Origin of the sequence: Nonomuraea angiospora, assembly GCF_014873145.1 — a bacterium.
In the GTDB taxonomy this organism is placed as follows: Bacteria; Actinomycetota; Actinomycetes; order Streptosporangiales; family Streptosporangiaceae; genus Nonomuraea; species Nonomuraea angiospora.
In genome coordinates, this window is record NZ_JADBEK010000001.1 from 1 (window position 1) to 22987 (window position 22987).

20 protein-coding genes are annotated in these 22987 nt (G+C 72.1%); 7 read left to right on the plus strand and 13 right to left on the minus strand.

Annotation, left to right across the window (positions count from 1 at the left end):
- Positions 1-84: 84 nt before the first annotated feature.
- Positions 85-2451, minus strand: coding sequence for a heavy metal translocating P-type ATPase (locus tag H4W80_RS00005; protein WP_192783151.1), 2367 nt, complete (start codon positions 2449-2451; stop codon positions 85-87).
- Between the two features lie 84 nt (positions 2452-2535).
- Entirely contained in the window at positions 2536-2931 is a 396-nt protein-coding gene (locus H4W80_RS00010) for a MerR family transcriptional regulator (RefSeq protein WP_225963152.1), read from the minus strand.
- Between the two features lie 46 nt (positions 2932-2977).
- Here H4W80_RS00010 and H4W80_RS00015 point away from each other — a divergent pair, with 46 nt between their 5' ends.
- Positions 2978-3739, plus strand: a complete 762-nt coding sequence (locus tag H4W80_RS00015; protein WP_192783152.1) for a methyltransferase domain-containing protein — start codon at positions 2978-2980, stop codon at positions 3737-3739.
- A 61-nt stretch (positions 3740-3800) separates the two neighbouring features.
- On the opposite strand, the gene H4W80_RS00020 is transcribed toward H4W80_RS00015, so the two are convergent.
- The gene (locus H4W80_RS00020) at positions 3801-4943 is read right to left on the minus strand and encodes an NAD(P)/FAD-dependent oxidoreductase (RefSeq protein ID WP_192783153.1); all 1143 of its coding nucleotides are present in this window, start codon (positions 4941-4943) and stop codon (positions 3801-3803) included.
- A gap of 153 nt (positions 4944-5096) precedes the next feature.
- Here H4W80_RS00020 and H4W80_RS00025 point away from each other — a divergent pair, with 153 nt between their 5' ends.
- Positions 5097-5306: a heavy-metal-associated domain-containing protein gene (locus H4W80_RS00025; RefSeq protein ID WP_192783154.1), complete on the plus strand. Its 210-nt coding sequence runs from the start codon at positions 5097-5099 to the stop codon at positions 5304-5306.
- A 298-nt stretch (positions 5307-5604) separates the two neighbouring features.
- On the opposite strand, the gene H4W80_RS00030 is transcribed toward H4W80_RS00025, so the two are convergent.
- Together H4W80_RS00030 and H4W80_RS00035 are read right to left on the minus strand one after the other, a co-directional pair.
- The gene (locus tag H4W80_RS00030) at positions 5605-7002 is read right to left on the minus strand and encodes an MFS transporter (protein WP_192783155.1); all 1398 of its coding nucleotides are present in this window, start codon (positions 7000-7002) and stop codon (positions 5605-5607) included.
- Between the two features lie 167 nt (positions 7003-7169).
- Positions 7170-8081: a LysR family transcriptional regulator gene (locus tag H4W80_RS00035; protein ID WP_192783156.1), complete on the minus strand. Its 912-nt coding sequence runs from the start codon at positions 8079-8081 to the stop codon at positions 7170-7172.
- Positions 8082-8285: 204 nt separating this feature from the next.
- Here H4W80_RS00035 and H4W80_RS00040 point away from each other — a divergent pair, with 204 nt between their 5' ends.
- The 5 genes from H4W80_RS00040 to H4W80_RS00060 are packed head-to-tail and all read left to right on the plus strand — an operon-like array spanning position 8286 to position 14049.
- Entirely contained in the window at positions 8286-10754 is a 2469-nt protein-coding gene (locus tag H4W80_RS00040; protein ID WP_192783157.1) for a CaiB/BaiF CoA transferase family protein, read from the plus strand.
- Complete coding sequence (locus tag H4W80_RS00045) at positions 10747-11535, plus strand: enoyl-CoA hydratase-related protein (RefSeq protein ID WP_192783158.1); 789 nt, start codon at positions 10747-10749, stop codon at positions 11533-11535. The genes H4W80_RS00040 and H4W80_RS00045 overlap by 8 nt, the downstream gene beginning before the upstream one ends.
- Positions 11532-12695, plus strand: coding sequence for a thiolase family protein (locus H4W80_RS00050; protein ID WP_192783159.1), 1164 nt, complete (start codon positions 11532-11534; stop codon positions 12693-12695). The genes H4W80_RS00045 and H4W80_RS00050 overlap by 4 nt, the downstream gene beginning before the upstream one ends.
- Before the next feature lie 10 nt (positions 12696-12705).
- Positions 12706-13089 carry a Zn-ribbon domain-containing OB-fold protein gene (locus tag H4W80_RS00055; protein WP_192783160.1) on the plus strand — a complete coding sequence of 128 codons (384 nt, stop codon included), beginning with the start codon at positions 12706-12708 and terminating at the stop codon, positions 13087-13089.
- A 48-nt stretch (positions 13090-13137) separates the two neighbouring features.
- On the plus strand, positions 13138-14049 hold the full coding sequence (locus H4W80_RS00060; protein WP_192783161.1) for a LysR family transcriptional regulator: 912 nt from the start codon (positions 13138-13140) through the stop codon (positions 14047-14049).
- Here H4W80_RS00060 and H4W80_RS00065 read toward each other — a convergent pair.
- The 8 genes from H4W80_RS00065 to H4W80_RS00100 form a co-directional block, all read right to left on the minus strand.
- Positions 14039-14965 carry a CPBP family intramembrane glutamic endopeptidase gene (locus tag H4W80_RS00065; RefSeq protein WP_192783162.1) on the minus strand — a complete coding sequence of 309 codons (927 nt, stop codon included), beginning with the start codon at positions 14963-14965 and terminating at the stop codon, positions 14039-14041. The genes H4W80_RS00060 and H4W80_RS00065 overlap by 11 nt on opposite strands.
- A 135-nt stretch (positions 14966-15100) precedes the next feature.
- Complete coding sequence (locus H4W80_RS00070; protein WP_192783163.1) at positions 15101-16162, minus strand: hypothetical protein; 1062 nt, start codon at positions 16160-16162, stop codon at positions 15101-15103.
- Complete coding sequence (locus H4W80_RS00075; protein ID WP_225963153.1) at positions 16159-16416, minus strand: acyl carrier protein; 258 nt, start codon at positions 16414-16416, stop codon at positions 16159-16161. Before H4W80_RS00075 ends, H4W80_RS00070 begins: the two co-directional genes overlap by 4 nt.
- 5 nt (positions 16417-16421) lie before the next feature.
- Positions 16422-17612, minus strand: coding sequence for a radical SAM protein (locus H4W80_RS00080; RefSeq protein ID WP_318786620.1), 1191 nt, complete (start codon positions 17610-17612; stop codon positions 16422-16424).
- A 22-nt stretch (positions 17613-17634) separates the two neighbouring features.
- On the minus strand, positions 17635-18603 hold the full coding sequence (locus tag H4W80_RS00085; RefSeq protein ID WP_192783164.1) for a phosphotransferase family protein: 969 nt from the start codon (positions 18601-18603) through the stop codon (positions 17635-17637).
- Entirely contained in the window at positions 18603-19622 is a 1020-nt protein-coding gene (locus tag H4W80_RS00090; RefSeq protein ID WP_192783165.1) for a MupA/Atu3671 family FMN-dependent luciferase-like monooxygenase, read from the minus strand. Before H4W80_RS00090 ends, H4W80_RS00085 begins: the two co-directional genes overlap by 1 nt.
- Positions 19612-21075: an AMP-binding protein gene (locus tag H4W80_RS00095; protein ID WP_192783166.1), complete on the minus strand. Its 1464-nt coding sequence runs from the start codon at positions 21073-21075 to the stop codon at positions 19612-19614. Before H4W80_RS00095 ends, H4W80_RS00090 begins: the two co-directional genes overlap by 11 nt.
- Positions 21072-22805, minus strand: coding sequence for a condensation domain-containing protein (locus tag H4W80_RS00100; RefSeq protein ID WP_192783167.1), 1734 nt, complete (start codon positions 22803-22805; stop codon positions 21072-21074). Before H4W80_RS00100 ends, H4W80_RS00095 begins: the two co-directional genes overlap by 4 nt.
- Between the last annotated feature and the right edge of the window lie 182 nt (positions 22806-22987).

Consider the following 22987-nt stretch of genomic DNA (forward strand, 5'->3'; position numbering starts at 1 on the left):
TAAGGAGCCGCCCCCTGTGGCCCGAAGGTGATCCTCGCCTTCGGGCCACAGGGCCGCCTGGCCTGGGCCGCTCGGCTCCTCTGCTCAGTCTCCGGCAGCGGCAGGGCGCGGCAGGCGGAGTCCCTTGAGGGCAAGTGCGTTGACCGCGACGATGAAGCTCGATCCGGACATGGACAGGGCGGCGATCTCCGGGCGCAGCACCAGGCCGAAGGCGGGTTCGAAGACGCCGGCCGCGATCGGCAGCGCGATCGTGTTGTAGCCGATCGCCCAGCCCAGGTTCTGCCGCATCTTGCGTAGCGTGCCGCGGCCGATGACCAGCGCCGTCGGTACGTCGAGCGGATCCGAGCGCATGAGCACCACGTCGGCGGTCTCGATGGCGACGTCGGTTCCCGCGCCGATGGCGATGCCGAGGTCGGCCTGGGCGAGCGCGGGGGCGTCGTTGACGCCGTCGCCCACCATCGCGACCTTGCGCCCGTCGCGCTGCAGCTCGGCGATCTTGGCGGCCTTGTCGCCCGGCAACACCTCGGCGATCACGGTGTCGATGCCGAGCTGCCCGGCGATCCGCCGGGCGGTGGCCTCGTTGTCGCCGGTCAGCATGACGACCTCGACGCCGGCTTCGTGCAGCGCCGCTACCGCGGCCGGGGAGCTGTCGCGGGGAGCGTCGGCGATGCCGATCACGCCGGCCGCGCGGCCGTCCACCGCGACGACAACCGCGGTACGCCCGCCTGCGGTCAGTTCCTCGCGCCGGGAGGCCAGCGGGCCCAGGTCCACGCCTTCGGCCTGCATCAGCTTCGTATTGCCCACCACGACCCGGCGTCCGTCCACCTGCGCCGTGGCGCCGTGACCCGGGACGTTCTCGAACCTGGCGGCCCGCGGGACGCCGGGAGCGTGCGCGTCGGCGTAGCGGACCACGGCCTCGGCCAGCGGGTGCTCGGACTCGCGCTCGACGGCGGCGGCCAGCCGCAGCAGTTCGGCCTCCGCCATCCCGTCGGCGATCACATCGGTGACCTCGGGCTCGCCCCTGGTCAGGGTGCCGGTCTTGTCCATGACCACGGTCTGGACGCGGGCCGCGGTCTCCAGCGCCATGGCGTTCTTGAACAGCACGCCGCGCTTGGCGCCCAGACCCGTGCCCACCATGATCGCGGTGGGGGTGGCCAGCCCGAGCGCGTCGGGACAGGTGACCACGACCACGGTGATGGCGAACAGCATCGCCGTGCCGGCCGCCGCGCCCGACAGCAGCCACACCGCGAGCGTCAGCCCGCCGCCGGCGAGCGCGACGAGGACGAGCCAGAACGCCGCCCGGTCGGCCAGGCGCTGCCCGGGAGCCTTGGAGCTCTGGGCCTGCTGGACGAGCTTGACGATCTGGGCGAGGGCGGTGTCGGCGCCGACTTTGGTGGCCCGGACGCGCAGGGTGCCGTTCTTGTTGATGGTCGCGCCGACCACCGCCGAACCGGGGGCTTTGTGCACCGGCACGCTCTCGCCGGTGACCATCGACTCGTCGACCTCGCTTTCGCCCTCCATGACCGCGCCGTCGACGGCGATCTTCGCGCCGGGACGGACGAGCAGGACGTCCCCGGCCACGACCTCGGCGGTGGGGATCTCCACCTGCTCGCCGTCGCGGATCACCACGGCCTTGGGCGGGGCCAGGTCGAGCAGCGCGCGGATCGCGTCGTTGGCGCCGCCTCTGGCCCGCATCTCGAACCAGTGCCCCAGCAGCACGAACGCCGCCAGCACGATCGCCGCCTCGTAGAAGACCTCGCCGCCGCCGGTCAGCGTGATGTACAGCGAGTACAGCCAGCCCGCCCCGATCGCCACGGCGACCAGCACCATCATGTCCAGCGTGCGGGCCCGCAGCGCCCGTACGGCGCCGTCGAAGAAGATCCACGACGAGTAGAAGATCACCGGCAGGCTGAGCAGCAACGCCCACACGTCCTCGCGCAGCCCGAACGGCACCGGCACGTCCAGCCCCAGCACCTCGCGCCCGATCGGGGACCAGATCAGGATCGGGACGGACAGCACGGCCGCCACCAGGAACCGGTTGCGCATGTCGGCCACCATGGCCTCCATCGACATGGCGCCATGGCCCCCGTGCCCCATCATCTCGTGCGGCGACGGAGCCGCGTGCTCTCCATGCTCGGCAGGCGCCTCCCGGACGGCCGGGGCGACGTCCGGCGGGTCGGGCTCTGCCAGGGGATCGCAGACGTGCGACGGTACGGACTGCCCCGCGCAGTGGTAGCCGCATTCCTGTACCCAGCGGCGAAGCTCGGCCAAGGACGTGACCCTCGGATCGAACACCACGACGGCGCTCTGCCCGACCGGGTTCACCTCGACCTCGATCACACCGGGGCGGCGGCTCAGCACGGCACGCACCACGTTCTGCTCCGAGGCCCACTGCAGCCCGCTCACGTCGAGAACCGCCGTGCTGCGATCCTTGGTGTCCCCGGTCGTCATGGTTTCCCCTCCACCCGCGCCCGGTAGCGATTGATCTACTGTTTTCCATAGTAGACGTCGCCCCTCGGGCGCCATGGGCCGGCCTCAACGACTCCTGACGGCTTCGGGGATCCGATCCGCGATCACGGCCTGAAAGTGGGGACAACCGGCCAGGTCCTCGTGATCGCAGTCCAGCGCGCAGTCGACGAGCTCGAGCGACGCCTGCGCCTCGGCGATGCGCCGGGCCAGCTCCTCCCGGCGGCGCAGCAGGACGGCGCGCCGTTCCGCCGCGTCAGAGGTGGTCATCATCTCGTGGATCTCTTCCAGGCTGAACCCGGCTTCCTTGCCACGCAGGATCACGGCCACCCGGTAGAGGTCGTCGGACCTGTAGCGGCGGCGCGCTCCTTCGACGCGGATCGGACTGATCAGGCCCATCGCCTCCCAATGCCGCAGGACGTGGGTCGCCAGGCCGAACCGCTCCGCGACTTCACCGATGCTCATGGTCGCACTTGACTTCATGTCGACATTAAGTCGCATGCTGGCCCGCATGTCCAAAGACAACGACTCGATGGAATCACTCATCAAGCTGCTCGACGTCGCCGACGCGCTGCCCGGGGCGGTCGCGTTGCGCGCGCGTTCGTACGATCTGCTCACCCTCCCCGACGGCGCGGCCGTGGTGGATGTCGGCTGCGGCGCGGGCCGGGCGGTCGGCGAGCTCGCGGAGCGCGGGATGAGATCGATCGGCGTGGACCTCAGCGAGGAGATGATCGCGGTGGCCCGCCACCGCCGGCCGGATGCGGACTTCCGGCTCGGCGACGCTTTCGACCTGCCGCTCGAAGACGGGCAGGTCGCCGGGTATCGAGCCGAGAAGGTCTATCACGAGCTCGCCGACGCGGCCAAGGCGCTGGAGGAGGCCAGGCGGGTGCTCGCTCCGAGAGGGCGTATCGTGCTCGTCGGGCAGGACTGGGACTCCTTCGTCATCGACTCCGACGACCCAGCGCTCACCCGGGCCATCGTGCACGCGCGCGCCGACCTGATCCCGAATCCCCGTGCGGCCCGCCGCTACCGCAACCTGCTGCTCGACGCCGGCTTCCAGGACGTCGAGGTGGAGGCGCACGTCGGCGTCTTCACCGACCCGGCCATGCTGCCCATGCTCACCGGCATCGCGGAGGGCGCACGCGCCGCCGGAGCCATCACCCGCGAACAGGAGACGGCGTGGGCGAATGATCAGCGGACGCGCGCCCACGGCGGACGCATGTTCCTGGCGCTCCCCCTCTTCGTGGCGTCGGCTTCGCGGCCAGAGGAATAGCGCACGCGACGCGGCGGAAGCGGCAGACGATGGCGGCGATCACGCTCGGCCGTGATCGCCGTCAGAGCCTTTCCCGTGCCGTGATCGCCCGCTTGAGCTTGATCAGGTCCTTGGGGGAGTTGACGGCGACGGCGCCGACCAGCACGCCGTCCCGCGTGAAGGCCACGGCGAAGCGATCCTCTTCGGGGGAGCCGGTGGCGATGCTCGCCGCATCGGCGAGGTGCGGCAGTCCGGCGGTCTGGATGCGGGCGCCGTGCACATGGGTGGCGAAGTTCGGCACGTCCGCGAATGGTTGCGCGTTCTCCGCCCCGGCCAGCAGATTGCGGGCGGCGACCGCGCCCTGCTCGTTGGCGTTGGACCAGTGCTCGATGCGTACGATCTCCCCGCCGAAGTGAGCGTGCGGCCAGCGCGCGACATCCCCCGCGGCCACGATGTCGGCCGAGTCGGTCGCGAACAGCGTCGGCTCGCACAGCACGCCATCGTCCACGGCCAGGCCGCTGCCGTCCAGCCATTCGGTGTTCGGGATCACGCCCATGCCGCCGACGACCAGGTCCGCGGCGACGGTGCGGCCGTCGCCGAGCCGGACCCGGTCGCCGTCCACGGCGGTGACCCGGACGTTCGTGATGAGCTCGACGCCGTTGCGCTCGTGGTGCGAGGCCAGCCAGCGCGCCGCCTCCTCGCCCAGCCCGGCGTGCATGGGGTACGGCGCGGAGTCGATCAGGGTGACCTTCCGGCCGAGCTGCCGGGCCGTCGAGGCGACCTCGCCGCCGATGAACCCGCCGCCGATGACCAGCACGTGCTCGTGCCCCGAGTCGAGCTCGGCGCGCAGAGCCAGCGCGTCGTCAATGGTGCGCAGGGTGCGCACCCCGTCGAGCCGCCGCGGGCGCGCGCCGCTGGCGATGACGAGCCCGTCGTGGCCGAGCTCGGCGCCGTCGTCGAGGGTGACCGTCCGGGCCCGGGCGTCAAGGTGCACGGCCTTTCGCCCGCGCAGCCACTGGTCGCCGAGGTCCTCGGCGCCCGGGAGCGTGATGTCCTCGTCGCCGCGCAACATGCTCTTCGACAGGGGCGGGCGGTTGTACGGCACATGCGTCTCGGCGCCGACCAGCGTGACCTCGCCCTCGAACCCCTCCTGGCGCAGCGTCTGCACGGCCCGCAGTCCTGCCAGCGAAGCGCCGACAACGGTGATCTTGTTAAGCCTTCTCATGCCGTGGACCATACCTGGAGGGGGTATAGGCGTCGCAACGTGACATAGGTCTCATATACCCCTTACCCGTATGGCTTGCCTCGGCGGTGATCGCCGCGTACCGTCTCCTGTTGCACATACCTGGTAGGGGTATGCAGGAGAGGAGCCATGGCAATGAGCACCAGCACGTACAAGGTGTCGGGAATGACGTGTGGCGGCTGCGCCGGCAAGGTCAAGGCCGAGATCGGCAAGGTCGCCGGAGTCTCTTCGGTGGCTGTCGAGCTGGCGACCGGGCAGGTCACCGTCACCTCGGACGGCCTGCTCGACGACGCGGAGATCAGGAATGCCGTCGAAGAGATCGGCTACGAAGTGGTGGCCGTCTGAACGCGGGGGTGCCGCCGTCCACGCCTCGGCGGCCCGCCTGCTGAACTGCGCGCCGGACGAGATCGCGCTCGTCGACAGCGCGACCCGCGTGGGACCTGGCCTTTCTACGCGGTGCCCTGGCGGGCCGGCGACCGCGTCCTGACCAGCAAGGCGGGTACGGCGTGGCCGCCCGGCTCGGGCTGGGCGCGGCCATCGACGAGGCGCTCGCCCGGGGGCTCGAGCAGATCAAGAGCCGGCTGGCCGGCCGATCGATCTCGAGGAACTGGCGAGCTGAGGGGGATCGGCGCGGGCGAGGACGTCAGGCGGCGATCTCCGTCAGCGAGCGGTCCCGGGTGCGGACGCCGAGACGGATGATGCCGGCCGCGATCACGAGCAGGCCCACCATCACGAACGACGCCGGCCGGGCCCCGAAGGAGGTCAGGACGGGCAGCACCACGAGGGGCGCGACCGCGCCGCCCAGGTGGCCGACCCCGTCCGCGATGGCCGACGCCGTGCCCCGCGCCCGGGTGGGGAACACCTCCGCCGTGTAGGTGTAGGCGGGGGTGGCCATGAAGGCGATGCCGAACGAGCTGAACAGCGCCCCCACGGTGGCGACCGTCTCGCCCAGGTCGAGGGTGATGAGCAGCAGCGCGGCCGCGAACACCAGCGTGCCGATGATGACCATGGTGCGGCGTTCCATCCGCTCCACCAGCAGCACGGCGGCCAGACCTGACACCAGCGGCATGGCGCGGGTGAGCACGCTGACCAGGACCGCGTCGGAGGTCGAGATGCCGATGCCTTCCAGGATGAGCGGCAGGTAGCTGGCGTAGCCGTACATGGCGATGTAGAAGGCGAACCAGAAGCCGAGCACGATGAGCATCCGGCTCTGGTACGGGGGCCGGAACAGGGCCCGGACCGGCAGCCTGTCGTCAGCGTCAGCGTCAGCGTCAGCGGCGGCGGCGGCGGTCGCGGCGGTGTCGGGGACGGAGACGGTCCCGCCCGGGGGCAGGCCGACGCGGGACTCCATCCGGCGGACGATGCGGTCGGCCTCGGCGGAACGGCCCATCGCGACCAGCCAGCGCGGCGACTCCACCAGCGCCCGGTCGTTGATCAGCGGCAGCACCAGGAGCACCAGACCGCCGAAGGCCAGCAGGTACCGCCACCCGCCGGCGGAGGCGGCCAGCACCGGCAGCGACGCGAACCCGATCACCAGGAGCAGCACGGTGCCCACCATGTAGAGGCGTGACAGGTAGCCGCCGCGCTGGTGCTTGGGGGCCAGTTCGCCGATGTAGGCCGAGCAGAGCGCGAGCACTGCGCCCATGCCGCACCCGGTCACGAACCGGAAGAACGTCAGCGACCACACGTCCCACGAGAACGCCGTGAGGAATCCGCCGAGGCCGAGCGCGGCGATGGTCAGCGCGAGGCCCTTCTGCCGGCCGTGCCGGTCGGCGACGTGCCCGAACGCGTACGCGCCGACGCAGTAGCCGACGAGGTTCCACGTGACCGGGTACCCCAGCTCGGCCCCGGCCAGCCCCAGCTCGTCCCGCATGGAGGGCAGCGTGATGGTGAGGACGGAGATGTCATAGTTGGCGAAGAAGAAGCAGAGCATGAGCGCGAACCATGCGGCGCGGCTGAGCCCGACCTTCGCCATGGCGTCGATGCGGGCGTCGATGCCGCCGGCCGACACGGACGCGGGCGAGGGGGGTGTCTGAGACATCGTGGCCTCCTAGGGGGTAGCGCGAAGGCACCGCTGTGGCACGGGCGGCGAACGCCTCACAAAGGCCTCATGTAGCGGTGTGCGTGGAACCGTAAGCAGGCCGCACCGCCGGTGACCATTGCGCTTTCGCGCACGTGCACGTACGCGAATCCGCAACGTGCCCGCCGTCAGAGGGTGAGGCGGCGCCCGGCCCACTCCTGGCGTGCCACCTGGACGAGCTCCCGTACGACGTCGTCCTGCCGCGCCCGCGACCGGTTCCAGGCCACGCCGAGCAGGAAGTCCAGGTCGTCGCGGAGCGGAACGACCGCGAAGGCCGGGTCGTCGTAGACCCGGGCGCTGCCGCCGTTGCGCGGGTCGATCGTCAGCGTGATCCCGCCGTCGCGGCGGATGCGGCTGGCCAGCATGACCGCGTCGTTGTCCGGCATCTGGTGGAACGAGGTGAGGCCGGCGTCCTTCAGCCGCTCGTGGAACAGGTTGACCGCCACCGGCTGGGGCGTGGGCGGGCCGATGGTCAAGGTGCGGTGCGCGAGGTCCTTCAAGGTCAGCTCGGAGGCGGTGGCCAGCGGGTCGTCGGCCCGCATCGCCACGCGGAACAGGTAGCGGGCCACCACCAGGCTGTCGAGCCGGGGCCGGTCCAGCGGCAGGTGGACGAGGGCCGCGTCCAGCTCGCCGCGCTCCAGGGCCGGCAGCAGCTCGGCGGACGGCCCGATCGTCGCTTCGACCGTGCGGGCGGGGAGCGCCTGCCCGGCCAGGGCCAGGAAGCGGTCCATGACCGCCGGCGGGCACAGGTGCGTGCCGCCCACGCGCACCACCTGGCGACCGGCGGCCTCCTTGATCACGTCCTTCAGGCCGTCCAGCTGCCGCAGGATGTCGCGCACCCGGCCCGCCAGGAGCGCGCCGTCGGCGGTGAGCTCCACCTGGTGGTAGCGGCGGACGAACAGGTCGACGCCCAACTCCCGTTCGAGCTCCTTGACCGAGCGGCTGACCGGTGAGGGCGTCAGGTGCAGCCGCTCCGCGGCCCGGCCGAAATGGAGCTCCTCGGCGACCGCGAGGAAGCACCGAAGCTGCTGTACGTCCATGACCTGGAGTTTCGTGATGGTCGATGCCGTACGTCAACCGCGCACGTTGCCGATCCGGACGCGTGCCACGTTGCCGATTCGGACGTTTTCAGAACGGGACCGCCGTGGCAGCCTCACCTCAGGAACCTGTCCTCGACGATCCGCGGGACAGGTCATGTCCGGCGTACTCCGCACCCGCCCGTCCACACAGTGGGGTGATCCACCATGCCCGCAGCCGGGGACCTTCCCCTCGCCGGTCTACGCGTCATCGACCTGGCCGACGGCAAGGCCGAGATGTGCGGCCGGTTCCTGGCCGACCTCGGAGCCGACGTCATCCGCGTCGAGCCGCCGGGAGGCGCGCCGACCCGCCGGCGCGAGCCGCTCCACGACGGCGTGAGCCTCTACTTCGCCACGCACAACGCCGGCAAACGCGGCATCACCCTGGACCTGCACGACCCCGCCGACCGCGACCGGCTGCTCGGCCTGGCCGCCGGGGCCGACTTCCTCATCGAGACCGAACGGCCCGGCACCCTCGACGCTCTCGGCCTCGGCGCGGACGCGCTGCTCGCCCGCAACCCCGCGCTCGTCGTCATCTCGATCACCGACTTCGGGCAGAGCGGCCCGTACCGGGACTGGGCCGGCACCGACTGGACGCACCTGGCGCTCGGCGGGGTGCTGTCGCGTTCCGGCATCCCCGGCCGCGCGCCGGTCGTGCCGCCGGGCCCGCTGGCGTACGAGTCGGCGGCCGTCCAGGCCGCCTGGGCGGGCCTGCTGGCGTACACGAACAGGCTGGAGACCGGACGCGGCGACCACGTCGACTGCTCGGTGTACGAGATGACCGCGCAGGTCCTGGACCCGGGCTTCGGCATCGGCGGCTCGGCCACCGGCGGCGTGCCGGCCACGGAGCTGCCGCGCGGCCGCCCCGACGCGGGCAGCCTCTACCCGATCTTCCCGTGCGCGGATGGATATGTACGGATCTGCGTGCTGGCCAAGCGGCAGTGGCGGGGGATGTTCGGCTGGCTGGGCGAGCCCGAGGAGTTCGCCGACCCCAAGTACGACACCCTCGCGGGCCGCTACGGCGCGACCGAGCGGCTGCACGCGTTGATCGGCGAGCTGTTCAAGGACCGGACCAGGGACGAGCTCGTGGCCCAGGGCCAGGAGCGCGGCGTGCCGATCGCGTCGCTGCTCGCCCCCGGGGAGGTGCTCGCCGGCCCGCATTTCCGCGCGCGAGGAGGACTGGTCGACGCCGAGGTCGCGCCCGGCCTGACGGGCCGGCTGCCGTCCGGGTACGTCGAGCTGGACGGCGTACGGGCCGGATTCCGCGGCCGCGCCCCCGAGGTCGGGGAGCACGACGACGAGGTCTTCGCCGAACCGCCGCCCGCCACCCCGGCCCCGGCCGAGGGCGCGACCCGGCGGCCACTCGGCGGGCCCACCCCGTCCCCGGCCTCGGCCGGGGACGTGCCCCGGCGGCGGCCGCTCGACGGGCTGCGCGTGCTGGACCTGGGCGTCATCGTGGTCGGCGCGGAGCTCGGCCGGCTGCTCGCCGACCAGGGCGCCGAAGTCATCAAGATCGAGAGCCGCGCCTACCCCGACGGCAGCCGGCAGTCGCTGACCGGCGAGGCCATCAGCGCCGGCTTCGCCTGGGGCCACCGCAACAAGCTCAGCGCCGGGATCAACCTCCGCTCGCCCGAAGGGCTGGAGCTCTTCAAACGGCTCGCCGCCACCTCCGACGTGATCCTGTCCAACTTCAAGCCCGGCACGCTGGAGTCGCTGGGGCTCGGCTACGACGTCATCAGCGAGCTCAACCCCCGGATCGTCATGGCCGACAGCAGCGCCCTCGGCCCGACCGGGCCATGGAGCCGCCGCATGGGGTACGGCCCTCTCGTGCGCGCCTCCGCCGGGCTGACCGGGCTCTGGCGGGACACCGGCGTCGAGGCGGGATTCTGCGACGCCATCACCATTTATCCGGACCATCTCGCCGCACGGGTCGGCGCCGTCGCCGTGCTGGCCGCGCTCATCCGGCGGCGGCGTACCGGGAGGGGCGGCACGGTCAGCGTCTCCCAGGCCGAGGTCATTCTCACCCAGCTGTCCACGAGCCTGCTGCGCGAGTCGCTGGAGCCCGGCTCGTTCACCGCCCACGGCAACAGCGGCGAATGGGACGCGCCCCAGGGCCTCTACCCGTGCGCGGGCGACGACGAGTGGTGCGTGGTGAGCGTCGAGGGCGACGAGCAGTGGCGGAGCCTGTGCGGCGTCATCGGCCGCGCCGACCTGCTCGCCGACGAGCGGCTGGCCACCGCCGCGGGCCGCCGCGCGCAGCGCGGGCTCCTCGACGCCGCCGTGACCGCGTGGACGTCGGCCACCCCGCCCCGCGAGGCCATGGAACGGCTGCAGGCGGCGGGCGTGCCGGCCGGCGCGATGCAGCGGGTGATCGAATACCTCGACGATCCCCAGCTCGCCGCCCGCGGCTTCCTGCGCGAGATGCGCCACCCGCGCATCGGGCACGCCATGCGGACCGAGAACGGCCCGGCGACCTTCGGCGGGGTGGCCGACCCCGAGCTGCGCCCGGCGCCGCTGGCGGGCGAGCACACCAGGACGGTGGCCGCGAAGCTGCTCGGCCTCGCCGAACCGGAGATCCGGGCGCTCATCGAGGCGGGCGTCCTGGAAGAACCAGCTGAAGGAGTTGACCATGGGTGAGCCCGCCGCGCTCGTCGAGCGCCGCGACCACACGATGCTGATCACGTTCAACCGGCCCGAGGTGCGCAACGCGGTGAACGGGGCCCTGACCCGCGCCGTCGGCGAGGCTCTGGACGAGGCCGACGCCGACACCGGGATCCGGGCCGTGGTGCTGACCGGGGCCGGGGACAAGGCGTTCTGCGCCGGCGCCGACCTCAAGGAGGTGGCCCGCGGGGAGTTCTCCACCGAAGGATTCAAACCCCATTGGGGCTTCGCCGGGTGCGTGACGCATCCGATCGCCAAGCCGGTCATCGCGGCCGTCAACGGGTTCGCGCTCGGCGGCGGCACCGAGATCGCCCTGTGGGCCGACCTGGTGGTGGCCGCGGAGAGCGCCCGGTTCGGCCTTCCAGAGGTCAAGCGCGGCATCATCGCCGGCGCGGGCGGCGCGTTCCGGCTGGCCGCGCAGCTGCCGGCCAAGGTGGCCATGGAGATCCTGCTGACCGGCGAGCCCGTGACCGCCGCCGACGCCCTGCGGCTCGGCCTGGTCAACCGGGTCGTGCCGCAGGAGCGGGTGGTGCCCGCCGCCCTCGCGCTGGCCGAGGCGATCGGCGCCAACGCGCCGCTCGCCGTACAGGCCAGCAAGCGGATCGCGCGGGGCATCGCGGACGGCACGGTCGCCTCGGAACGGGCCGCCTGGGAGCGGACCGCCGCCGAGGGCGCCGCGATCATGCGCTCGTCGGACGCGAAGGAGGGGCCGCGCGCCTTCGCCGAGAAGCGCGCTCCCATCTGGGAGGGTCAATGAACCGCGCCCCCGTCATCGCCGGTCTCGGCATCACCGAGATGGGCAAGGTCTACGGCAGGACCGCCCCCGAGTTCGCCGCCGAGGCCGTCCGGCTCGCCGCCGCCGACGCCGGGATCGAGCTGCACGAGGTGGACGGGCTGCTGACCAACACCGGCATCACCGGCGACGTCGGCCTGGGCCTCCAGCGCGACCTCGGGCTGCGCCACCTGCGCCTGCTGTCGGAGGTGCAGGCGTACGGCTCGTCCGCCGGAGCCATGGTCCAGTACGCCGCCATGGCCGTGATGTCCGGCATGGCCGACATCGTGGCCTGCGTCTTCGCCGACGCCCCGCTGAAGGACAAGTCGGCAGGCGGCGGCGCCGCCTACGCCGCCGCGGGCCGGCGGCCGACGGGCTGGCAGGGCCTGACCGCCGCCTCGGGCATCTACAGCGCCAACACCATGTACGCGCTGGCCGCCCGCAGGCACATGCAGACGTACGGCACCACGAGCGAGCAGCTCGGCCACATCGCCGTCGCCCAGCGCGCCTGGGCTGCCCGCAACCCCCTGGCCCAGCTGCGCGAGCCGATCACCGTAGAGGACCACCAGAGCTCCAGGTGGATCGCCGAGCCGTTCCACCTCCTCGACTGCTGCCTGGTCAGCAACGGCGGCGTCGCGGTCCTGGTCACCTCCGCCGACCGGGCCGCCGGCCTCGCCCAGCCCGCCGTCCACATCCGCGGCTGGGGCCAGGCGCACCCGGGGTACGTCATGGGCAGGGACAGCGAGTTCGGCCTGGTCAGCGGCGCGGCCCTGTCGGGCCCCACGGCGCTGAAGATGGCCGGGATCACGATCGCCGACATCGACGTGGCCGAGCTGTACGACTGCTACACCTACACCGCGCTCATCTCGCTGGAGGACTACGGCTTCTGCGCCAAGGGCGAGGGCGGGCCCTTCGTGGCCGGCGGCGTGCTCGGACCGGAGGGGAGCCTGGCCGTGAACACCGGCGGCGGCCAGCTCTCCTCCTACTACATGTGGGGCATGACCCCGCTGTCAGAGGCCGTCATCCAGGCCCGCGGCCAGGGCGGCGAGCGCCAGGCGCCGCGCAACGACATGGTGCTGGTCAGCGGCAACGGCGGCCTCCTCGACCATCACTCCACCCTGATCCTCAGCCCGCACGCCCGATAGGAGCACGCCGATGCCTGTGGGAATCGTCCACCGCGACGCGGCCACCGCCGAGTTCTTCGACGGCACCGCCCGTGGCGAACTGCTGATCCGGCGCTGCCGCGCCTGCGGCGCCCATTCCGCGCCGCAGGCGCGCGCGTGCCCGCGGTGCGCCTCGCCCGAGCTGTCCTGGACGGCCGCGGCCGGGACGGGGCTGGTGGTGAGCTGGTCCGTGGTGCACGTCAAGGGCGGGCCGCCGTTCGTGGTCGGGATCGTCGAGCTGGACGAGGAGCCGTGGGTCCAGGCGCAGATCGTCGAGGTCGCCCCCGAGGACGTGCACGGCGGCATGCGCGTACGCGTCGCCTTCGAACGCCCCGAGGGGGGTGAGGCGGTCCCCGTGTTCCACCCGGCCTCGTGAGCCCGCGCGGAGCATGGTGGGCCTGCGCAGGCCGGATACCCTGTCCGGGTGGACATCCAGCAGCTCCGCTACTTCATGGTCGTGGCAGAAGAGCTCCACTTCGGCCGCGCCGCCGAGCGGCTGCACGTGACCTCCTCCCCGCTCAGCCGGCGCATCCGCGAGCTGGAGAAGGAGCTCGGCCACGACCTGTTCGACCGGGGCTACCACCAGGTCGAGCTGACCCCCTTCGGACGGACGTTCCTCGATCCCGCCCGCGACGTCCTGGCCCGCTTCGACGCGCTGTCCGAGCTGGCCGCCGGGGCCGCCCCGCCGCCGGCGGTCGTGCGCGTGGGGGCCACGCCGCTCGCCCCCACGCAGGTCCTGGACCTGGTCCTGGAGACGTTCGCCGAGGTCAGCCCCGGGACCGGGCTCCCGCTGACCCTGGAGCCGTCCGCGGGGCTGCTCGGCCTGCTGGCGGCGCGCAAGCTGGACCTCGCCGTCGTCCACCTGCCCGTAGACGCCGGCGGTCTCGCCAGCCTCGCGCTCGCGGAGTACCGCTTCGCGGTCGCCATGCGCGCCGACGACCCGCTCGCCGGCCGCCCCCGGCTCACCCTCGCCGACCTCGCCGACCGGCAGATGCTGCTCACCTCTCCGAAGGTGCATCCGCTGGTGATGAACGGGCTGCGCGACCACCTGCGCGCGGGCGGCGTCACCCGGATCCGTGAGCTGCCGCACAACGACGCGGTGCAGGTCGCCGCGCACGTCACCCATTCCAGAGCCCTGTCGCTGACCACGCTCAGCACCATCTCGGGCCGCATCTTCGGCGAGGCGGGCCTCGTGCTCGTGCCGCTGCACGACCCGGATCTCCACTTCCGGCTCGGCGTCGTCTGGCCCGCGAACGCGGAGGCGCGCGGCGGCCCGCTCGCGAAGGTCCTCGACGCGCTGCGCACGCGTCACGGAGACCACCTCGTCATCCTCTGAGGACGTCCGTGCGGCGATCGGCCTCCTGCGGCACGGGTTCCCCGGCCGGGCGGTAGCCGAGGCGGCCGCGGGTCGCGATGAGGACCACGATCGCCGCCGTGGCGCCCGCGAGCAGGGTGACCTGGCTCGCCTGCTCGGCGGTGGCGATCGACGGGAACATGTCCGAGTAGGCGAGCGACATGAAGTTGTTGACGCTGACGTGCAGCAGCATGACCAGGGGCAGGCTCTGGCCGGTCCGGTTGAAGACCCAGGTGACGACCACGCTGAAGGCGCAGGCGAAGGCGATGAACTCGCCGACTCTCATCCAGGTGACGTCCGGCCAGCCGCCCCACTCGCTCAGGAACAGCGGCAGGTGCCAGACGCCCCACAGCGGGCCGAGGACGAGGGTGGCGCCCAGCGGGCCGAACCTGCGCTGCAGGCGGGGGAGGGCGAAGTCGCGCCAGCCGGGCTCCTCCGCCAGACCGGTGGTGACGAGCTGGATCAGCAGCCCGGGCACGTAGGCCGCCAGCACGGCGAGCGGCGGCAGGTGGAGGTCCTCGCCGGACACCGCGACGCCGGCGACGATGATGGCGGCGGGGACGCCGAGGGCGGCCACGGCGTACCAGACCCAGCTGACCCGCCACTTGGTCATCCGCCCGATCCACCGGCGGAGTCCCTCCCTGCCGTCCGCGGCCGCGGTCACGATGAACGCGCCGAAGATGGGGCCGAGATAGGCGCCGGGGAGGACGCCGGTGAACTGCGTGGTCCCGAGCAGCGAGGGGAAGCTGAAATCCCAGACCCCGAGGCCGTTCGCCGAGAGGATGTAGGGCGTCCAGGCGAGCCAGCTCATCAGGTCGGCCAGGACGAAGAAGCTGATCAGCGGACGGCGGCGGATGAGGCCCCGGAGTCCGCTCCGCGGCCGGCTGTCGACTGCCATGTCGTTCTCCTTAGAGGAGGGCTTGAGTGACAGCGATCAGCACACCAGGTACGGGGGCCCGCGGTCGTTCCCGCCTGCGGCCCAATCGAGGTACAGCCAGGGGTACCACGGGGAGAACGCCCAGGTCACCGGTGGCTAGCGCCCCTCCGCCGCCAGCTCCCGGGCGTAGTCACGGGGCCGGTCGCGCAGGTCGAGCAGGCGCCGGTGCAGCCGCGCGAGCGGTTCCGGCGAGAAGCCGGTGTCCCGCCACGTCTCGAACGTGATGCCGATCCCCAGGTCGACGCAGAAGCGCACGTTACGGTCCTCGTGCTCGCCGTACCCCTCCAGGCAGATGATCGGCGTCGCCGCGGTGAACGCGTCGAGGATCGTGCCGCCGCCCAGCTTGGCCATGATGGCCACGGCGTGCCTGGCCAGGTCGAGTGCCTGGTGATGGTCCTCGGCCTGCTCGTACACGGGGGGCGCGCCGGCGACGATCTCGCCGAAGGGCGGGAAGCCGTCGTCGTGCCAGGGGCTCCAGGAGGGGTCCATCATGAAGCGGCGCGAGCCGGGAGCGAGGCCGGGGGCCTCGCCGACGTCGCGCACCACGAGGTCGAGCGGCAGGCCCTCGGCGCTCAGCTCCGCGGCCCGCTCCAGGTACGTGCCCATCGACCAGCCGCCGCCGTGCGCCAGGACGCGCCTGTCCCGATCCTTCCAGCGCAGCGGCGGCTCGGTGGTGGCCCTGATCGTCCAGGGGATGTCGTTGCCGGCGGAGTCGAACAGCCACACCTCCCGGTGCCTGCCCAGCGACTCGGCCCGGCGGGCGAAGGACGGCGAGTTGGCCGAGTCGGCGTGGCACACGTCAACGGGCACCGCCCCGAACTCCTCCGCGTAACGCTCCACGACGGGCAGCCAGAGACCGCTGAAGACGACGAAACGGCGGACCCCGCCGTCATGCCAGCGCTTCTTCGCCGCTTCGATCAGCATCGGGTCGAAGGCGTCCGACAGATCGCGGAAAAGGCGCTGGCCGACCCGGGCGAGGCGGAAGTCCCGCTGGTACGCCTCCTTGCTGGCGGAGATCCTGTCGCGCCGTTCCGGCCGCCAGAACGCCTCGGCCAGGAAGACCTCGCCGGGCGTCCCGAGCTCCTTGAGCCGCCGCCTGAGCAGCAGGCCGGTGACGTGGGCGCCGAGCCCCGGGCCGCCGGTCAGGATCGCGATCATGCCAGGGCGTTGACGTGCGCCAGGACGAAACCGCAGAAGGCGCGGATGGAGTACAGCCCCTCGATGTCCAGCCGGTCGAAGTCGAGCTCCACGTCGAACTTGTCCTCGACCATGAACAGGAAGTTGATCAACTGGATGGAGTCCATGCCCAGCTCGCGGATGATGTCCGCGTCGTCGCCGAGCTCCTCCGCGGCCCGGCCGTCGCCCAGGGCCTCGGCCAGCATCGACTTGATCTGCGGCAGGAGGTCGTCCATCTGGTTCACACTCCGTTCTCGTAGAGCGAGGAGCACTTCGAGCAGACGGGCATCAGACCCGTCGCGCGCAGCGTGGTGCGCACCCGGCGGAAGGCGGGGCTGTGCCAGACCTCCGCCAGCGTCCCGTCCCTGATGTCCCCGACGATGAACTCGGGGAAGAACTTGCACGAGCTGACCTTGCCGTCGGCGTGCACCTCCAACCGGCTGGAGACCGCCAGGCAGGTGGACTTGCCCGCGACCAGGCGGCTGCGGCCGAGGGCGAAGTCGGTGACGTCGTCGAGCGTCACCTCGGGCGTGTAGCGGATCCAGGGCCGCCACACGCGTCCGGCGAGCCTGCTCATCGACTCCCGCAGGACGGGGATGTTCTCCGGTTCGAGGTGGTAGGTGTAGGAGTGCCAGGTGGCCTGCCCGGGCGGGGGCGGCGGGTTGAGCCAGGCGAAGTCGCGCGCGTACACCTCGTCCATCCGCGCGGCGGCCTCGGGCGTGATCCACCAGGGCAGCTGGAAGAAGACCGAGTGGAGCTCCAGCTCCTCGGCCCACTCCATGAACTCGTAGAGGCGGCCCGCCGTCGCGTTGCTGACCATGGAGTTGACGGTGACCTCGCCCTGATAGTCCCCGCTCCTGCGCAGGTCGAGCAGGGTCTTGAGGTTGCGCTCCGTCCTGGAGAACGACCTCGGCCCGCGCAGCGCCTCGTGGTCGGCTTCGAGCCCGTCGAGGCTGACCGTCAGGTTGAGGTTGCTGCCGAGCTTGAGCAGGTGCTCCAGGTTGCGCTCGATGAGCAGGCCGTTCGTGCAGATGTTGGCCTTGCGGGGGTAGCGGAGAAGGAGCTCGACCAGCTCGGGTAGGCGGCGGTACATCAGCGGCTCGCCGCCCCACAGCCAGGTCTTGGGCTTGGTCTCGTCCGTCTCGCGGAGCAGCCGTTCGAGCACCTCGATGTCGAGCTCGGCGGTGACCCGGTCCCTGCTGTAGTCGCGCAGGAAGCCCTGGTCGTTCCACTGGAAGCAGTGGTCGCAGCGTAGGTTGCAGGAGTAGGTGAGCTGCAGGCTGAGCTCGCCGGGCAGGTCGGTGGCGTAGCCGGGATCGGCTCCGACGCCCCTCTTGGCCCGCGAGCGCACCGTGAGCTTGCGCCGGACGTCGGCGAACTCCGCCGGGGTCAGCGTCCTGCTGGATCGATTCTCCGTCAGCTTTCTTTCCACCTTGGTCATCTCCCTGCGCGGTTCAGCGGATCAGCTGTTCGAGGAGCGCTTTCACGACGCGGTCATGGCGGTCGGCGTCATCGAATCCCCGGGGCTTCTCCTCGATGATCATGATCAGGTAGAGGTAGGTCCGGTAGAGGGCGAGCCGGGCGAGCGCGCTCCCGGTGAGCTCGACACGTCCGCCGGCCTGCCGGTAGCCCCGCAGCAGGTCCGGGTCGTGCTCGGCTCGGCCGTACACGTCGAGGGAGACGAAGTCGGCCAGCGGATCTCCCCAGAACGCCCGTTCGTGATCGATCAGCGCCGCGATGCGCGGCGGCCGGCGGTCGAGGTCCAGCAGGATGTTGCCGGGCCACAGGTCGAAATGGATCAGGGCGGGCTCGGTGACCTCGTCGAGCGCGCCGGCGGCGGCCCGTACCGCCCGCGCGATCTCGCCGGCCGGCCAGGGCAGGTCGGCGTCGAACCGGACGGCGTCGGCGAGGAGGCCGTCGACCATGGCGAGGAAGGCCTCCTTCCAGGTGGCGGCCCTCATCCGGGGCAGGTGCGGGTAGCCGAACTCCGTCCCCTTGACGCGGTGCAGCGCGGCGACGTGCTCCCCGAGCGTGGAGCGCAACCGCCGGGTCTCCTCCTCGGTGAGCCGGTCGGCCGCCTCCGGCCAGGGGATTCCCTCGACCGCGGTCATGATCAGGTGTGGTACGGGCCCGTCGAGGCAGGCGTGGAGCAGGCGCGGCTGCGGGACGCCGGTCCTCTCGGCGAGGGGGTAGAACAGCGCCTCCGTCCGGATGATGTCCCGCTCGTAGGTGAGGAGCCGGGCGTCGCCGGGAGGGCTCAGCTTGAGGACCACCTCGGAGGCGTCGTCCAGCCGGACGCGCCACAGCGCGGCGAACGTGCCCGCCTCCAGCTCTCGCGCGGCGACGGCGCGGCGTCCGAGGGCGCGATGGACGAGCCCCTTGACCTCGGCCTCGGGCAGGCGTCTCTTGGTGTGCGCGTCCATCAGTGATCACCGCTGTCCATCAGCTTGCCCAGCAGGTCCAGGCTCCCGAGGACCGTGGAGGTCTCCAGGCCGAAGTCGATGAGGCAGGCGATCTCGTCCACGCCGATCGCCGCCAGCCGGCGGACCCGTTCCGCCGCGACGTCCGGTTCGCCCAGCAGGCCCGCCTCGTCGAAGAACCGTTTGACGGCTCTGCGCGTCATGAACTCGACGCCCTTGCGCCCGAGCGCGGCGGGGGCGACGTCGCGCGCCGAGCCCGCGTTCGAGCCGAGGTGCAGGCCGACCGAGCTCCGGACATACGCCGTCAGCGCCTCCCGCACCGCGTCGGACGGCGGCCCGAGGTAGGTGTGCAGCATCACCACCACGTCGCCGGGCCTGCCGGCGAGTCCCGCCCGGTATTCCTTGATCTTGAGCGCCAGCTCGTCGACGCTCTGGTTGAGCAGGTTGGTCAGGACGCCGACGCCGAGGGCGCCCGCCGTGCGGAACGTCCCGACGCTGCCGGAGCTCGTCAGCCAGACCGGGAGCTCCGGCTGGACGGGAGGCGGGAAGACGCGGACCGGTTGTTCCTCGCCCGTCCCGGTGACGACGCTCACCTCCTCGCCCCGCCACAACCGGCGGACCTGCTCCATGGTCTCGACGGTGATGCGGGTTCTGTCGGCGTACCTGCCGGGGTGGAAGGCGAAGTCCACCGCGTGCCACCCGGAGGCGAAGGAGACGCCCACCCGCCCGCCGGACAGGTTGTCGACCACGGCCCAGTCCTCCGCGATGCGGATCGGGTGATGCAGCGGGGCGACCACGCTGCCGGCGCGGACGGCCACGCGTTCGGTGACCGCGGCGACGGCCGCGCCGGTCACCGCGGAGTTCGGGTAGAGGCCGCCGAAGGCGTGGAAGTGGCGCTCCGGCGTCCACACGGCCGTGAAGCCGTGCGCGTCCGCGTAGCGCGCTCCCTCCAGGAGCAGCTCGTAGCGGTCGGCGGAAGGCTGGGTGCTGTCGTCGGCGAAGTAGAACAGACTAAAACGCATCGGCTCTTTCTTTTCCGCGGGTCTTCTCCGGAGGCTGGGGCAGCCGGGGACGGTCGACCTTGCCGCTCAAGGTCCGTGGCAGCTCGTCGAGCCGGACGAACACGGTGGGGATGACGCCGGCCGGGAGGTGCTCGCGCAGGTGGCGCAGCATCTCCTGCTCGTGGTGGCCGTCGTCGGCGACCACGTACGCGCAGAGCCGCTCGCCCGTGAGCACGACGTGGGCGTCGTGGATCCCCGGAGAGCGCATGAGGACGTTCGCCACGTCGTCGAGCTCGACGCGCACGCCGTTCACCTTGACCTGCCGGTCGCGTCTGCCCAGGAGCTCCAGGGAGCCGTCCGGCCGGAACCGCCCGAGGTCGCCCGTCCGGAACCGGTGCGGATCGGACGGGTCGAAGCCGCCCTGCCGCCCCCCGAGGTAGCCGTGGAGCGGGAAGGGCGTGCGCAGCTCGACCTCGCCCGACTCCAGCAGCCGCACCGCCACACCGGGGAGCGGCTTGCCGACGGGGACCGAGTCGGCCGTCGCGTCCGCGGCGGTGACCCGGTGGAAGAGCTTGGTCATCGTGGTCTCGGTGGGGCCGTAGAGGTTGATCAGCTCCTTCTCCGTCCCGAAGAGCTCCTGCCAGGAGCGGACATCGGAGGGGCGCAGCGGTTCTCCCGCCAGCAGGACGGTGCGCAGCTCGCCGAGCGACCCGGGTGTCAGGCCCACCGCCCGCAGAGTGCGGAAGACCGTGGGAACGCAGTGCAGGATCCGCACGCGGCTGGTCTCCAGCCAGCGGGCGAGCCCCTGCCCGCTCCGGGCGCTGTGCGGGGCCACGACCATCGTCCCGCCCGAGCACAGCGGGACGAAGGCGTCGCGCAGGAACGCGTCGAACCCGGGAGAGGTGAGCGAGGAGACGCGCGTCCCCCTGCCCGCGCCCAGGAGGTCGATCTCCCAGGTGACGAAGTGCGTGATCGCCGGGAGGCCGCCCTGGACCCCCTTCGGCCGGCCCGTGGATCCGGAGGTGAAGTAGACGTAGCCGGGGCCGTCCGGCTCGCCGGCGTTCCATCGGCCCGGATCCACCGCGTGATCCCGTACGTCCCGGGCGTCCAGGATCCGGAACCCTCTCCTGCCGGTTCCGGTCAGGGCCGGCGATCCGGCCCGGTCGACGACGACGGCTCCCGGCCGCAGGTCGTCGATGGCCATGGCCAGCCGCGCGGGCGGCGTCCGCACGTCCACCGGGGCGAACACGCGGCCGCAGGCCATGGCCGCGAGCATCGCGGCGACGGTCTCCACCGGATCGGCGCACACGATGAGCACGGGATCGCCGCCCGGGACGGCATCGAGCTCCGCCAGGTGTCCCGAGGCCCGGACCGCGAGGTCGTGGTAGGTGGCGGCCCGGTTCCTGCCGTGGATCGCGACGTCCTGGGGATGGGCCCGGACGTGGCGCATCCACCGGCCGATGACGCCGGTCATCCCGGGTGCCCCGTCGTACGGCCCGCGCCGTCCGCCACCACGGGCCGGCTCAGCCAGGCGTCCAGGTCGGTCACGTCGTCCGGGGCGTGATCGCAGAGCACGTAGCGGCGGGGCGTCATCGCGGTGGGCCGGCGGCGCAGGCCCTCCATGCAGAGCGCGTGCGCCTCCTCGGCGGATCGCACCCGCGGGCCGCGGGCGAGGAAGGCCACCAGCGGCTCGCCCCGGACCTCGGGGAAGACCCGGGCGGGGAGCGGGGCGAGCGCCTCGTCCAGGAGCCGCTGCACCTCGCCGATCTGGATCCAGCACGAGTCGACCAGCAGCCAGTCGCCGTCGCGGGGAAGCGGGCCCAGCCCGGTGACCTCGTCCATCCGCGGGCGGCTCAGGTCCTCCGAGGCCGCCGACAGGAGGAGGCGCTCGATCGCCAGCAGGATCCGTTCGAGCTCGTCCCTGGGGGCCCGGTCCAGGTGGCCGGTCCACAGCCGCAGGCGCAGCGCCTCCTCCGCGGCGAACAGGTCGAACCTGAGCATGACGTCGGTTTCCACCATCGGCGTCCAGGTGAGAGCGGTCGCGGCCGGCGTCTCCGGAGGCTGGGAGTCGATCCGGCCCACCACGAGATTGTTGAACAGGGGCTCGAAGCAGAAGCGGACACCTCGCCGATGCTCGGCCTGCTCGGCGATCCGCGAGCGTTCCTCGACGTCGTAGATGCCGTGCTTGCCCGCCTTCACGGTCGCCAGCCATGCCTGGTGGACACATCTGTCGAAACTCAGGGCGGCCAGGTCGACGTGCATGGGGGCCGACTGCACCAGAGTCCCGAGGTAGTCCGCCGACCGGCTGTCGTACCGGTTGCTGGAGAGCGTCAGGAAGTCACCGGGGGGCTGACCGGTGCGCTGGGAGAGCACGGTGCAGATGGCGGCCAGGACGATGGCCGGGCGGCCGGATCCGGCGCGCGCCTCTATCGCGGCCAGGGCCGTCGCCGCCGCCCGCGAGCACAGTTCGGCGGCGAGCGAGTCGCGCGGCGAGCCCGTGGAGGCGGCCGTGTAGAGGTGGTGCGGCGCCCGGTTCAGCACGCTCTCCCACAGCGCCAGAGCGTTCGCCGTACGGCGGGCCAGCGGCGGGCGACGTTCGGCGCGGGCCTGGTCCAGCGGCTGGTGACGGACCTGCCCGATCTCGCGCTCCCTGGGGTGACGCACCAGGTGCGCGAACTCGCGGCAGAAGACGGCCAGGCCGAGGAAGTCCGCGGTCAGGTGGGAGAGGTCCATGACGCCGGCGAGGACCTCGTCGCCGCGCGTGGCCAGGGCGACGCGCAGCGGATGCGTCCTGGGACTGTGCGGCGGGCGCGGGTCCAGGAGCTTCCCGAGCTCCGCCGCGCAGGCGGCGGCCTCGACCGGCCCGGCGCCGGTGTCGAAGCGATGGATGACCAGCTCACCCGCCGCCGCGACCCGCTGGGCCGGGGGAGGGCCGGCCGCGTAGGTGGTGCGCAGCCCTTCGTGACGGGCCAGCAGAACGGCGAAGGTCTCGGTGACGTCGTCGAGACCGGTGCCCTCGGGCAGCTCCAGCGCGCACCGCATCCAGCCGTGCGCGTCGGGGAAGTCGTCCAGCCAGCGCACGATGTTGAGCTGGCCGAGCGTCAGGGGCCCGTCACCGGCGCGATCGCCCTGGAAGGGAACGACGATCGGTTCGCACTCCGTCAGCGTGAGCTCGTGAGTGAGCGCGGTGAAGACTTTCGGCATCGACGCAGATCACCCTCGCAGACACGTGCTTCGCGTGGACCGAAGGACCTTGTTCCCCTGCATGCAGCCCATCGCAGAGCCCAAGCTGCCGAAAGTTTCGGACCGCCCCCGATAAGCTAGCCGGAGCGTATGCGAGCACTTTCTGACCGTCAAGAGTCATCGGCGGCCCTGTCCTCCGTGGA

Excerpts from the sequence above, each read along its gene's own strand:
- H4W80_RS00020 (WP_192783153.1), bottom strand. The coding sequence starts at position 4,943 with ATGAGAAGGCTTAACAAGATCACCGTTGTCGGCGCTTCGCTGGCAGGA.
- H4W80_RS00070 (WP_192783163.1), bottom strand. The coding sequence starts at position 16,162 with ATGATCGCGATCCTGACCGGCGGCCCGGGGCTCGGCGCCCACGTCACC.
- H4W80_RS00090 (WP_192783165.1), bottom strand. The coding sequence starts at position 19,622 with ATGCGTTTTAGTCTGTTCTACTTCGCCGACGACAGCACCCAGCCTTCC.
- H4W80_RS00040 (WP_192783157.1), top strand. The coding sequence starts at position 8,286 with ATGCCCGCAGCCGGGGACCTTCCCCTCGCCGGTCTACGCGTCATCGAC.
- H4W80_RS00015 (WP_192783152.1), top strand. The coding sequence starts at position 2,978 with ATGTCCAAAGACAACGACTCGATGGAATCACTCATCAAGCTGCTCGAC.
- H4W80_RS00005 (WP_192783151.1), bottom strand. The coding sequence starts at position 2,451 with ATGACGACCGGGGACACCAAGGATCGCAGCACGGCGGTTCTCGACGTG.
- H4W80_RS00095 (WP_192783166.1), bottom strand. The coding sequence starts at position 21,075 with ATGACCGGCGTCATCGGCCGGTGGATGCGCCACGTCCGGGCCCATCCC.
- H4W80_RS00100 (WP_192783167.1), bottom strand. The coding sequence starts at position 22,805 with ATGCCGAAAGTCTTCACCGCGCTCACTCACGAGCTCACGCTGACGGAG.
- H4W80_RS00050 (WP_192783159.1), top strand. The coding sequence starts at position 11,532 with ATGAACCGCGCCCCCGTCATCGCCGGTCTCGGCATCACCGAGATGGGC.
- H4W80_RS00085 (WP_192783164.1), bottom strand. The coding sequence starts at position 18,603 with ATGGACGCGCACACCAAGAGACGCCTGCCCGAGGCCGAGGTCAAGGGG.
- H4W80_RS00055 (WP_192783160.1), top strand. The coding sequence starts at position 12,706 with ATGCCTGTGGGAATCGTCCACCGCGACGCGGCCACCGCCGAGTTCTTC.
- H4W80_RS00030 (WP_192783155.1), bottom strand. The coding sequence starts at position 7,002 with ATGTCTCAGACACCCCCCTCGCCCGCGTCCGTGTCGGCCGGCGGCATC.
- H4W80_RS00010 (WP_225963152.1), bottom strand. The coding sequence starts at position 2,931 with ATGAGCATCGGTGAAGTCGCGGAGCGGTTCGGCCTGGCGACCCACGTC.
- H4W80_RS00075 (WP_225963153.1), bottom strand. The coding sequence starts at position 16,416 with ATGGACGACCTCCTGCCGCAGATCAAGTCGATGCTGGCCGAGGCCCTG.
- H4W80_RS00045 (WP_192783158.1), top strand. The coding sequence starts at position 10,747 with ATGGGTGAGCCCGCCGCGCTCGTCGAGCGCCGCGACCACACGATGCTG.
- H4W80_RS00035 (WP_192783156.1), bottom strand. The coding sequence starts at position 8,081 with ATGGACGTACAGCAGCTTCGGTGCTTCCTCGCGGTCGCCGAGGAGCTC.
- H4W80_RS00065 (WP_192783162.1), bottom strand. The coding sequence starts at position 14,965 with ATGGCAGTCGACAGCCGGCCGCGGAGCGGACTCCGGGGCCTCATCCGC.
- H4W80_RS00025 (WP_192783154.1), top strand. The coding sequence starts at position 5,097 with ATGAGCACCAGCACGTACAAGGTGTCGGGAATGACGTGTGGCGGCTGC.